The following is an 11,770-nucleotide window of genomic DNA, read 5'->3' on the forward strand; positions in this document are numbered from 1 at the left end:
AGCAGCAGCCGGTAATGGGAAAACCGGACATATGGCGATGAGCATAACCAGCCTGGCAAAGCCGTCGATAGCACAAAACTCTGACAGCCTTGCGCTATCGCCCGACCGAGCAATCGAGAAGCGCTTAGACGCCGCTCTGCTCAGCCACCCTGCGAATCATCGCAACAGCGCGTTGCGCCGGCGGCGACAGCGTGCGGTCGGCAAGCTGAATCACATTGCTGTGCAGCTGATAGTCTTGCGCAGGCAACCCCGGGGCCAGACGCGGCAGCAGGTTGACCACTCGCCCGGCCAGCAAGTCGTCCTGCAGCCAGCCATCCCAGGTGAAAAGCAGGCTGTCGCTGTGCAGCAGCGTCTGCCGCAGCAGAGGCAGACTGTTGCAACTGAGCAGCCCCGGCGGCCGGGCATCTGGCGACAGCCCCAGCAGCGGCAACACCTGCAGCAACGACTCTTCATCCAGCAAGGCCGCGGACCAGGGATAGTCCAGCAGCGTTGAGGCTTGCAGCTCAGGCACCGCCGCCAGCAGCGGATGATCACTACGGCAATAAATGGCAGTGTCTCGCGGCGGCAGGCGCGTCACCTGCAAACGCGGATCCTCCTGCAGATAACCGGTGCCTCCCACCAGAAACTCAATGCGCTCCTGCTCGAGGTGGCGCAGCAGGTTCTGCCAGTGATCAACCTCGACATTCAGACGCAGACCAGGGCACTCCCGGCGCAGCGCTGGCAGCACCTCCTGCATGTAGCTGTGTGCGGCCAGCAGGCCGACACCGAAGTTGAGTTCGCCACCCTCGGCGTTGGCCAGAAACCGGGCAGACACGTTCAGATTATCGGCACGCCGTAACAAGTCCCGTGCCTGTATCAGCAGCTGCTTGCCTGCCGCGGTCAGCTGTACGCTGCGGGTTCCACGGTCGAACAGCCGTAACTGCAAGTCGTTCTCCAGCGATTGAATGCTGCGACTGAAGGCGGTTTGCGACAGGTGCGCGCGCTTGGCCGCGCGGGAGAAGTGCAGCTCCTCACTGAGCAGCACCATATGGCTGAGGCGCTTTAGATCCATTAATGAACTCATTGCATCAATAGCTCACAATACATGCATTGGACTTGATATATAGCACTGACCAATACTCCTCCCCAAGGGCCCGCACCCAAGCAAGCCCCACAAGAAAAACAAAATTACCGGGAGAACCTCATGAAGCGCATTACGCGATGGCAGCGCAGCTGCCTGACTCTGCTGGTGGGCAGTCTGCTCGCCACTCCAGCAGTCGCGACCCAGCCAGTACTCGACGCCAATGCCAGCGACCCTCGGGTCATGGGCTGGATGCAGGGCTTTCCACCCGCCGCCGATAAACAAGTCGATTTCAGCAACTATCTGCGCTTCCCGCGCACGCGCTGGGCCTTCTCCCACGTCCGCGAGCTGCTGCCAACGGTTGCCGTGGGACGCGGTAATGGCACCGCCAGCACGCTGGTGGCCGCGCCACGCAACGAGATTGACGAGCTGGTGTTTCCACTGGCCGACGGCTCCAGCATGACCTGGAATGAATCGCTCGCGGCCAATTACACCGACGGTATTGTGGTACTGCATCGCGGTCAGGTGGTTTACGAACGCTACTTTGGCGCTCTGCAGGTCGAGCGCCCGCACATGGCCTTCTCGATTACCAAATCGTTCATCGGTACGCTGGCAGCGATGCTGGTTGAAGAAGGTGCACTGGATGATCAGGCGCAGGTTTCTCACTACGTCCCGGAGCTCAAGGACAGCGGCTTTGGCAACGCCACCGTGCGCCAGGTGATGGATATGACCACCGCCATTCGCTATTCGGAAACCTACTCCGACCCCACTGCCGAGATCTGGGAATACTCCCGCGCCGGCAACCTGATTCCGCGTCCGGCCGACTACGCCGGTGCCACGTCACTGTATGACTTCCTGCAGAAGGTAGAGCCCGAGGGGCAACACGGAGAGGTGTTTGCCTACAAGACAGTGAATTCAGACGTGCTCGCCTGGATCGTGCAACGCGCCACCGGCACGTCATTCGCCGAGCTGTTGCAAGAGCGGATCTGGAGCAAGCTGGGCGCGGAGCAGGATGCCTACATCGTAGTCGATCAGGTCGGCACACAGTTCGCCGGCGGCGGCCTGAATGCCAGCCTGCGCGACATGGCCCGGTTCGGTGAAACCATGCGCAACAACGGTCGTTTCAACGGCCAGCAAATCGTTCCCGAAGCCGTCGTCGCCGATATCCGCAAGGGTGGCGATCCAGCCAAGTTCGCTCCGGCGGGTTATGCCACGCTGCCCAACTGGAGCTATCGCGATATGTGGTGGGTGTCGAACAACGAGCACGGCGTCTTCGCCGCCCGCGGCATCCACGGCCAGACCATCTACGTCGACCCCAAGGCCGAGATGGTCATCGCCCGCTTCGCCTCCAACCCGGTCGCCGCCAACGGCGCCAACGATCCGATCTCGCTGCCGGCCTATGCCGCCCTGGCCGCTCATCTGATGAAACAGCGCCAATAGCCTCAACCCGGCTGCCACGTCTGTGCCAGTACTGCGCAGACGTGGGCAACCAGGTTGATCTCACTGGTCGACGGCAACACCGCGCCGGATGCAGAAACGATCCAACGCTGCGCTACGAGCCTGAGTTGTCGCAATCAACGATCAATCAGGGCAAAGGCGCCCTCACGATCCAGCCGCACCCAGAAGTACGGCGTGCCAACAGTCACCAGGCCTGCAGCCGTGCTGCACTCGGCGTTCACATCAGCCGGCAGACTGGACATATAGCTAGTGTCGTAGTCCAGCGCACTAAGGCAGTCGGCAGCCACTACCGGCTCCCAGCCACCCGTCACGTCATTCCAGCGCGCCAGCTGCAGGGCCGCAGCATCCGCGCCGGAGGGCACGTTGAACTGCAACACGAAATCATCGCCGCGCGGGTCATCGTCCAGCCGCCAGTTGCTGTTGACCCGACCTTCAGGCAGCAGGTGGGGCTGCTTTCCCATCTCACTACCATCACCGAAGCTGCCGGCGAAACCGATGTCTTCGCCAATGCGCTTCTGCGCACCGCGCGCGCCGTTGTACGTACCATCCTGGCCCTGAATACCACTGACCAGCAGAACAGCACTTTTCGCCCCCTCACGCGCTGCCACCCAACTTAACGACACCTGTTTCTTCAGGTCGATGGTGGTTTGGCGAATTTCCACCTCTTCGTCTTCAGTACCCACATTGATCAGGCGCACGCGCTGACTGTTGTTCAGGTTCGGGTTGTAGCTGGCATGGGGAATATGTAGCCAGCGATAATAGCGAGCGGCAAGCGCGGTGTTGCTCTGCGCCGTTGATACGCCGGGTTCAATACTGGTGGTACGAGTGCGGGTGTCGTAGCGATTGAATATCTGATTTTCGCCATCCAGAATCCGCGCCGCCTCACCTGACCCGGCGACACACAGGCTGGTGCGATAGCTTTTGTCATGGGTCATGTTCAACTGGTTACCGGCGGGGATGCTCGACGGAAACACGACCTTATCGCAACGTTCGGCAGAGCGGGTAAAGCGGTCAATCAACTTCCAGTCCGGCGTTGCCAGCTCACGCATGCCGTCTTCGTTACTGCGAATCGTGTGACTCTCGTAGTAGGAGCGATAGTCCACCAGTGCGCCATTGAAAGTCAGAATCGAGGCATTAACGTCCAGTGTGCCGTCGACGCTGCCGTCGTTGATTTTTGTCATGACCACCCGCTGGATCAGTTCGCTTTCGCCATAACGGCTGTCGTAGCCCTTGTATGATGCGTTGCCACTGACCAGCTCTGTGTAATGCCCGCCGTAATACCCCGAGACCAGGCTGCGAAGATACTGATGCTCATGACCGGCTACGTAAATGACGTCATTGTCGGCAAATAGCTGACGGTACTCGTCGTGCACCAGCAGAAATTGCTGATCCCCCTCGGAGGTGTCGTAGGCTTCTACCGCACGCTCACGGATGTTGCCGTAGCGGCTTCCAACCATGGTGTTGTGGGACGATACGATGATGTGATCGACCTGATCACGGTAGGTTTCGATCATCTCCCGAACGAAGTCATAGGCGAAAGGAATCTGTCCGTACGAGACGGTCACGATAAGAACGTTGTCGCGCACCAGTGCATAGTTCTTGTCACGCTGGCCAGCCATCTGAATGGCGTCGCCCGGGATCAGTTCACCGACGTTGTCATACCAGTCCTGGTCCGTACCCTTGATATCGTGGTTACCCTGTAACGGCAGCATGACGAAATCATCGCGGTAATCGTCGACCACGCTACGCCACTGGGCATACTCCGCGGGGGTACCCTCTTCAGACAGGTCCCCTACGATCAGCAGCAGGTCTACGTCCTGCTCACGGTAAAACTCCATCAATGCACGCATCGGCATGACCGAGGTATTCTGTCCTCCACCCTGGGTGTCGGGGATGATCCCAACCCGCAGCGTCGGTGTATCGGGGGCAACTGGGGCCGCCCCGACATCACTGCTACTGCTGCTTCCTGACGAAAGACAGCCGGTCAAAAGACCTGCCGCCAACAAAGAAACCACTCCTGTCCGAATAAACATGGCGCATCCTTTCCAAACCATATGAATGAGGCCTGAACACTACAGGTGCGCTGTGAAAGCCCCGAGACAGAGCGGTTACATTCTGATCACCGAGATATTACGAAGTATTTTTTGCTAACGTACGAAGCGATAGAACAGGTTGGGTTCGCTGACCACAAACAACTCACCACGCGAGCCAAGCACCACGCCCTCGGGTTGGGGAATGTCCTCGTGCAGTCCGTTGCCAGCGCGCAGCGAACGGCGGTCCAGTAACCGACCGTCAGCGCCCAGCTCGAACAGCAGCTGCGACTCATCGCTGAGCAACAACAGATGACCGCTCTGCGCATCCACCGTAATCGCTGACAGATCGCGGGAAATACCCGCAGCACTGACCCAGCTGGTCAGGTCGTGGATGGCGAGTTGCAGATCGCCCGCCAACGTACGACGCAGGCCACCGATGCGATAGAGCTGCTGCGGGCCGCGTTCCTTGACCACGTAGAGCAGGTCCCGCTGTGCGTCATACGCAACGCCTTCGAAACCCTTGTTGTCGTTCGACAGGGCCACGCCCAAGGTCAACTGGCGAGCATCATCACGCGTGATCGGGCCGAACTCCGCGGGCAAGCGGACGATATTCAATCGCTGCACCCGCTCCTCAATGATCAGCAACAGTCCTTCGCCCAGCCAGGCAAGGTCTTCCGGATCCTCGAAACCAATCAGCGGATAGCGGCCGAGCAGCCGCCCCTGGCGATCAAGCATCAACAGCTGAACCGGTCCCGCATTGGTGATCGCCAGCAGGCGGTCGTGTTCGGGGTCGTGGGTGATACCGGAGAGGTCGCTGCCGATGCCGGGAATGTTCAGCGCCTGCACCGCGGCACGGTAGTCGGCAAGCCTGAATACGCCACTCGCCTGGCCAGCGCTAACCTCGCCTCGGCGAAATTCGGCCAGTTCGACCAGCGCGTCCTGCCACACAACCAGCACCACCAGCAGGCTGGACGTCAGGGCCAACAGCAGAAGTCTTCGCGGCCAGCGCCGGCGCCGCAGCGGCCCGCCCCATTCAAGCGTGCCCGACATGTGCACGCCCCTTGCTGTTGCGCTGTGTCATCTACCCTGCTCCAGTCCGCTGTCGCCCCGATGCTAGGCGACAGCGGTGACAGGCTGGTGACAGTGGGGCTAGCGGAATGGCGGCTCGTCGAAGCTGCGCAGCTTGCGCGAGTGCAGCGAGTCGAGCTGACTGCGCATCAGCTCCAGTGCGTGGATGCCGATATGCAGATGCTGGGTCACGGCGCGTTCGTAGAAAGCACCTGCAGCCCCCGGCAGCTTGATCTCACTATGCAGCGGCTTGTCCGACACGCACAGCAAAGTGCCGTAGGGCACCCGCAGGCGATAGCCCTGGGCGGCGATGGTGCCGCTTTCCATATCGACTGCGATTGCCCGCGCCAGATTGATCAGCGGCCGCTCCTGTGCCCAGCGCAGCTCCCAGTTGCGGTCATCGTAGGTCAGCACGGTGCCGGTGCGCAGACGGCGCTTGAGATCATCGCCCTGCTCGCCGGTGACCTCGGCTGCAGCCTGCTGCAGCGCCTGCTGTACCTCGGCCAATGCCGGCAGCGGAATATTCGGCGGCAATACCCGATCGAGAATGCCGTCGCGGCGCATATAGGCGTGGGCCAGTACGTAGTCACCGATGGTCTGCGACTGGCGCAGGCCACCGCAGTGGCCAATCATCAGCCAGCAGTGCGGTCGCAGCACGGCCAGGTGGTCGGTAATGTTCTTGGCGTTAGACGGGCCGACGCCGATGTTGACCAGGGTAATTCCCTCGTTCGGCTTGCTGCCCTGCAGGTGATAGGCGGGCATCTGGAATCGGTGCCAGACCACCGACTCGATGATCGCCTGCATTTCGCCCTCGGACATACCGCGCTCGACTACCACGTTGCCCGGCAGCACCATGCGCTGAAAGCGAGAATCGGTCTGCAGCATGTTCAGACCGTGGCGAATGAACTGATCGACGTAGCGGTGGTAGTTGGTCAGCAGAATCCACGGCTGTACATGGCGCCAGTCGCTGCCGGTGTAGTGCACCAGCCGCCGTAGCGAGAAGTCGGTGCGGGCGGCGTCAAACAGGGCCAGCGGCAGCGGGTCCTGGTTTTCCCAGTCATACAGGCCGTCAGCGGTGCCATCGTTGGCGGCCGACAGGTCGGTGCTCGGAAACACCCGCGCCAGCTCGGCTGCGGTCACGCCCGAAGCACCGAGCTCATCGCCCTGCTCGACCACGTACGGATAGGGAATATTGGCCTGACTCGGACCCACTTCGACGGTGACGGTAAAGTCGGACATCAGTGGCCGCAGCTGATCCAGCAGGTAGGTGCGGAAGGCATCGGGCTGGGTCACGGTCACCGCGTAGGTGCCCGGCACCTGAACCTTGGCGTAGGCGCGCACACTGCTCGGCACCTCGCCTTGGCAATGGTAGGTCAGCCGCAGCTCGGGGTAGCGGAACGCGCAATGGGCCGTGCTCGGTGGGGTGCGATCCTTGAGGTATTGCTTGAGCGCTGAGCGCAGCGCGTTGGTGGCCTGCTGGTGCAGCATGGCCAGGCGGTCGACCGCCGCTTCCGGGGAATCGACCTTCACAAAATCGTCAGGGCAGACTTGATTCACGGGGTGCCTCGGGGTTGTTCACTTGCCCCCATATTGCGCCCGGAGCGGCGTCTGCAACAAGCGATGCGCGCACATTCTGCCGAATCCAAGACACCACCTAGCGCGCGGTCCAAAGCCTTAAGCACCAAACGACAACGGCCTGCCGCGTGCTGCTGCGGGCAGGCCGTCGGCCTTGAGTGGCAAGCGTCAGTTGCCGGTCTTGTCCTTGATCACATCACTGGTGCCGTTGTTCTTGACCGACTCGATACCCTTCTCGCAGCTGGCCGCCGCGGCGTACATCTGGCTGGTTCCGATCACCTGGTGATTGGCCGCCTTGAGATTGAAGAAATGACGCCCGTCCTTGGCCTCCTTGCGCTCATAGCGCCCATCCTCTGTGCAGTTCTTCTGCACAGACGCGATGCCGTTCTCGGCGCTGGCTCGCGTGGTGTACAGCTCACTGGTGAGAATGGTTTCGGCGTTACCCGCCTTGAGGACGAAGCGGAACTGCCCGTCCGTGCTGTTGCTCAGTTCATACCAACCAGCCATAGAAACACTCCTTATCCAACGTCGGTGGACTACCTGACGCGCCCACGCTCATGCAGGCGACCGAACCAGTATAGACAGGGATCAGTGACTGTCTCAGGAGCGAGCCGATCAACGGTTCGGAGGTAAACTGACCTCCAGCGGAGGCCCGTCCAGCCCCAGCACCGCATCGCGCTGAGCTGCACGCCAATGAGAGGGTGCCAGCCCGGTCCAGCGCTTGAAGGCTCGGGAGAAGCTGGCCGCTTCGCTGTACCCCAGCTGCGCGGCAATCACGTCCAGGCCCAGATCGCTGTCACCGAGCAGGCGCTCAGCCAGGCGCCCGCGCACCCGCTCATCAAGCTGACGGAAGGGCTGCCCCTCGGCGGCCAGACGGCGATGCAAGGAGCGCTCGGACATACCCAGTGCCGCCGCCACCTCGACAGCCCGCGGCATCTCCCCGGAATGACTAATCAGCACCTGCAGCACCTGGCGCGCCAGCGGCGACACCACATCCTCCAGCCCATCACACAGTTGGCGACACAAGGCAGCACAGGCATTACGGGTGAGTGCATTGGCGAGCGGCAGCTCGCTGGCCAAATCAGCATCTGCAATCAGCACAGCGTTGCAGGGTGCGCCGATGACCACAGGGCACTCGAAGTAGGACTGGTAGAACTCAACCGGCGCGGGGCACAACAACGCCAATTCGACGCGCACAGGTACAAACGGACGCTGCAGCAGCTCCGCGAAGATACGCTTCCAAACCGCCAGGCCGCGCTCGGCGACCACGTCCTGCGCATCCTGCGGCAGCACGCTGTGGTCCAGACTCATGCGCACACCGCCATCAAACGGCAGCACCTGCACCGGGCAGATCGACAACGTCAGCTCCCGAAACTGGGTGCTGACCAGCAGCGCTTCGTGCAAGTTCCGGCAAGCCAGCATGGTGTAACCCAACAGCCCGAGGCTGGTCAGCTGGTAGCGCCCACCGACCAGAATCCCCAAACCCGGCTCCCGATACAACGCCACAAGATTACGAATGACCGCTAGTTCCTGCCAGCGCTGAATGCGGCAGCCGGCACCCAGCATCGCTTCGTCCAGCCCGCTGCCCTGTAGGCAGGCCTCGACCGAGCAACCGAGCTGACGCGCTGCACTCAACAGATAGCGCACATTGGTAGCATCACGAACCTCACGCCAGTTCATCCAGACCTCGTGGCAGTTATTGTCATGTCATGGCAGAAACTATCATGGATAGCTGCCTCACACCGAGGCAATCTTGCTTGGCAGAACACAGCACGAACAATAACAAGACAGACAATTGCAGGTGACAGCCATGCCCGAGTTCTTTTACACCACGGCGAAAAACAATCAGGCTCGCCCCAGTGAATACTTCCGCACCGTGCCGGTAGCCGGCTCCCTGGGTGCCGACATCTACGATATCGACCTCAACAACCTCAGCGACGCCGGCCAGGCCGCCCTGCGCCAGGCGTTGATGGAGCACGGTGTGATCTACATTCGCGACCAGCATTTGAGCGTCGAGCAACTGGAAGTGGTTACCCAACGCTTCGGCGAGTTCGGCAAGGAGCCGTATGTCACCCCGATGGCAGATCACCCGCATGTGGTCCACGTGGTGAAGGAGGCCAACGAGGGAACGCCTATCGTCTTTGGCGGCGCCTGGCATAGTGACTGGTCATTTCAGGAGCGCCCGCCCGCCTTCACCCTACTGTACGGTCACGATGTGCCAGAGTGCGGCGGTGACACCCTGTTCAATAACATGTATCTGGCCTGCGAATGGCTGTCGCCAACCTTGCGCAACATGCTGCGCCAACTCGACGGCATTCACACTCCGGAGCTCGGCTACGGGCCGAAAGCCGCACACAACGCGGGCATCGAGAACATGCTGATTCGCTACGGCAACAATGTAGACGAGGACGTACGCACCCACCCGCTGATCATTCGCCACCCTGAGACCGGCCGCGAAGCGCTGTTCGCCAACCCGGTATACACCCAAGGTATTGCCGGCATGAAGCCTGAAGAATCGCGCCCGCTGCTCGACTACCTGTTCAGCGTGGCGACCGCTCCTGCCTTCACTTGCCGCATGCGCTGGACGCCGGGCACACTGGCCATTTGGGACAACCGCTGCGTCTGGCACATGCCGGTCTCCGACTACCACGGCAAGCGCCGCGAGATGTTCCGCACCACCGTTGTCGGCGCCAAGCCGAGCCGAGGAGAAGCAGCATGAGCAACATTGAACAGGCCGCACAAGCGCTGCTGGACGCACGTACCAGCGGCACACCACGCGGCTCGGTCGCCAGCGAATACGCCCTGACCGACCTGACTGCCGCCTACGCGGTACAGCATGCGCTGATCGCCCGCCAACTCGGCGCTGCTCGGCCGGCCGGCTACAAGCTGGGACTGACCGATCCACGTGCCCGCGCGGCTCTCGGCGTACCTGAGCCGCTGCGCGGTGTGCTGCTGGCAGCCAACGAATACAGCGACGGCGCCACACTGCGCCACGCCGACTTCATCGCGCCGCGGCTGGAGATCGAAGTCGCCATGCGCCTGGCCCGCGACATCGAGCAGCCGCTGGCAGATCGCGCTGCGCTGGTCGCCGCGCTCGAAGGCGTGATGCCCGCGCTGGAGGTATGTGATTCGGCGTTCGACGGCTGGCCAAAATCGCTGGTCGACGCAATAGCCGACAACCTGTCCTCCGGGGTGCACGTCCTCGGCCAGCCAGTTGCCGCCGACAGCCTTTCACTCGACGACCTGGCCGTTGCCCTAAAGTTGAACGGTGATCCGGTTGGCAGTGGCAACACCGCCAGTTGCATGGGCAACCCGCTGGACGCCGCACTGTGGCTGATCAACCAGATGGTCGCAGCTGGTCAGTCGCTGCGTGCCGGCGATGTAATCATGACCGGCGCTCTGGCCGGCATGCAGCCGGTTGCCGCAGGTGATCTGGCCGAAGTAGACATGGGCGCGCTAGGCACCCTCAGTTGCCGCTTCAGCGGCTAAGCGGTGGGCCGGGGATACGCAACGCCGTATCCCCGTATAAATCGCAGGCAAGAAAAAACCCCGCCGAGGCGAGGTTTTGCAGAATGGTCCTGATCATCCCTAATGCTTGGTGCCTCCGAGGCACTGTCCCTGTTCCGTGTTGTTTTGGTCGCTTCCTGCGATGCTCCTAGCGAGATCGATACTACGCAGCATCACAGGGCGTGCACATAGGCCAACGCCAGCACAACACGTAAGCAAATGCTTACATCCATTCAGCAGGCCACCGACCGGATCGATGGCCTGATCCGACTCAGCCCTGGTGATACCCGGTAACGCGCTCTACCTCGTCCTTCGAACCCAGGAACACGGCAACCCGCTGGTGCAGTGACTCGGGCTGAATATCGAGGATGCGCTGGTAACCGTTGGTGGCGGCGCCGCCGGCCTGCTCGATCAGCATCGACATCGGGTTGGCTTCGTACATCAGGCGCAGCTTGCCCGGCTTTTCCGGTTCGCGTGCGTCGCGCGGGTACATGAACACGCCACCACGGGTCAGGATACGGTGCACATCGGCAACCATCGCGGCGATCCAGCGCATGTTGTAGTTCTTCTCCAGCGGACCTTCCTTGCCCGCGAGCAACTCGGATACGTAGCGCTTGACCGGTTCTTCCCAGTGCCGCTGGTTGGACATGTTAATGGCGAACTCGGCAGTGCTGGCAGGCACGGTCAGATTCTCGTGGGTCAGCACGAAGCTGCCCATTTCACGATCCAGGGTAAAGCCCATCACACCGTCACCCAGAGTCAGTACCAGCATGGTCTGCGGGCCGTAGATGGCGTAACCGGCTGCCACCTGCTCGGTACCCGGCTGCAGGAATGCCTGCTCGTCGAGGCTACCGGTCTGTTCAACATACTTGTCGGGGCAACGCAGCACCGAGAAGATGGTGCCAACCGAGACGTTGACATCGATGTTGCTGGAGCCGTCCAGCGGGTCAAATACCAGCAGGTAGGCCCCCTTCGGGTACTGGCCTGGAATCTGGTACGCATTGTCCATTTCCTCGGACGCCATGCCGGCCAGGTGGCCGCCCCACTCGTTGGCTTCGAGCAGGATCTC

Annotated in this window: 10 protein-coding genes; 3 read left to right on the plus strand and 7 right to left on the minus strand. The window is 61.6% G+C overall.

Annotation, left to right across the window (positions count from 1 at the left end):
- Positions 1–124 precede the first annotated feature (124 nt).
- On the minus strand, positions 125–1,051 hold the full coding sequence (locus tag AAFM31_RS14335) for a LysR family transcriptional regulator (protein ID WP_341708610.1): 927 nt from the start codon (positions 1,049–1,051) through the stop codon (positions 125–127).
- A gap of 132 nt (positions 1,052–1,183) precedes the next feature.
- Between AAFM31_RS14335 and AAFM31_RS14340 the strand changes: the two genes are divergently transcribed.
- Positions 1,184–2,500, plus strand: a complete 1,317-nt coding sequence (locus AAFM31_RS14340; RefSeq protein ID WP_341708611.1) for a serine hydrolase — start codon at positions 1,184–1,186, stop codon at positions 2,498–2,500.
- 134 nt (positions 2,501–2,634) lie between these two features.
- Here the strand turns inward: AAFM31_RS14340 and AAFM31_RS14345 are convergent, their stop codons facing one another.
- The 5 genes from AAFM31_RS14345 to AAFM31_RS14365 form a co-directional block, all read right to left on the minus strand.
- Positions 2,635–4,572 carry a metallophosphoesterase gene (locus AAFM31_RS14345; protein ID WP_341708612.1) on the minus strand — a complete coding sequence of 646 codons (1,938 nt, stop codon included), beginning with the start codon at positions 4,570–4,572 and terminating at the stop codon, positions 2,635–2,637.
- A 93-nt stretch (positions 4,573–4,665) separates the two neighbouring features.
- Positions 4,666–5,601 (minus strand): SdiA-regulated domain-containing protein, encoded by a 936-nt coding sequence (locus tag AAFM31_RS14350; RefSeq protein ID WP_341708613.1) that lies wholly within the window; start codon positions 5,599–5,601, stop codon positions 4,666–4,668.
- Positions 5,602–5,700: 99 nt separating this feature from the next.
- Entirely contained in the window at positions 5,701–7,149 is a 1,449-nt protein-coding gene (gene amn, locus AAFM31_RS14355) for an AMP nucleosidase (RefSeq protein ID WP_371833040.1), read from the minus strand.
- Between the two features lie 213 nt (positions 7,150–7,362).
- Positions 7,363–7,701, minus strand: coding sequence for a YegP family protein (locus AAFM31_RS14360; RefSeq protein ID WP_341708615.1), 339 nt, complete (start codon positions 7,699–7,701; stop codon positions 7,363–7,365).
- A 108-nt stretch (positions 7,702–7,809) separates the two neighbouring features.
- On the minus strand, positions 7,810–8,874 hold the full coding sequence (locus AAFM31_RS14365) for an AraC family transcriptional regulator (RefSeq protein WP_341708616.1): 1,065 nt from the start codon (positions 8,872–8,874) through the stop codon (positions 7,810–7,812).
- Between the two features lie 130 nt (positions 8,875–9,004).
- On the opposite strand from AAFM31_RS14365, the gene AAFM31_RS14370 reads away from it, so the two are divergent.
- Together AAFM31_RS14370 and AAFM31_RS14375 are read left to right on the plus strand one after the other, a co-directional pair.
- Positions 9,005–9,913 carry a TauD/TfdA family dioxygenase gene (locus AAFM31_RS14370; RefSeq protein ID WP_341708617.1) on the plus strand — a complete coding sequence of 303 codons (909 nt, stop codon included), beginning with the start codon at positions 9,005–9,007 and terminating at the stop codon, positions 9,911–9,913.
- Complete coding sequence (locus tag AAFM31_RS14375; RefSeq protein ID WP_341708618.1) at positions 9,910–10,683, plus strand: fumarylacetoacetate hydrolase family protein; 774 nt, start codon at positions 9,910–9,912, stop codon at positions 10,681–10,683. Before AAFM31_RS14370 ends, AAFM31_RS14375 begins: the two co-directional genes overlap by 4 nt.
- A 289-nt stretch (positions 10,684–10,972) precedes the next feature.
- On the opposite strand, the gene AAFM31_RS14380 is transcribed toward AAFM31_RS14375, so the two are convergent.
- On the minus strand, positions 10,973–11,770 hold a 798-nt coding region (locus AAFM31_RS14380), incomplete at its 5' end, for a class 1 fructose-bisphosphatase (protein WP_341708619.1).

Origin of the sequence: Halopseudomonas sp. (genome assembly GCF_038130085.1) — a bacterium.
Classification (GTDB): Bacteria; Pseudomonadota; Gammaproteobacteria; order Pseudomonadales; family Pseudomonadaceae; genus Halopseudomonas.

Excerpts from the sequence above, each read along its gene's own strand:
- AAFM31_RS14335 (WP_341708610.1), bottom strand. The coding sequence starts at position 1,051 with ATGGATCTAAAGCGCCTCAGCCATATGGTGCTGCTCAGTGAGGAGCTG.
- AAFM31_RS14340 (WP_341708611.1), top strand. The coding sequence starts at position 1,184 with ATGAAGCGCATTACGCGATGGCAGCGCAGCTGCCTGACTCTGCTGGTG.
- AAFM31_RS14345 (WP_341708612.1), bottom strand. The coding sequence starts at position 4,572 with ATGGTTTGGAAAGGATGCGCCATGTTTATTCGGACAGGAGTGGTTTCT.
- AAFM31_RS14350 (WP_341708613.1), bottom strand. The coding sequence starts at position 5,601 with ATGTCGGGCACGCTTGAATGGGGCGGGCCGCTGCGGCGCCGGCGCTGG.
- AAFM31_RS14360 (WP_341708615.1), bottom strand. The coding sequence starts at position 7,701 with ATGGCTGGTTGGTATGAACTGAGCAACAGCACGGACGGGCAGTTCCGC.
- AAFM31_RS14365 (WP_341708616.1), bottom strand. The coding sequence starts at position 8,874 with ATGAACTGGCGTGAGGTTCGTGATGCTACCAATGTGCGCTATCTGTTG.
- AAFM31_RS14370 (WP_341708617.1), top strand. The coding sequence starts at position 9,005 with ATGCCCGAGTTCTTTTACACCACGGCGAAAAACAATCAGGCTCGCCCC.
- AAFM31_RS14375 (WP_341708618.1), top strand. The coding sequence starts at position 9,910 with ATGAGCAACATTGAACAGGCCGCACAAGCGCTGCTGGACGCACGTACC.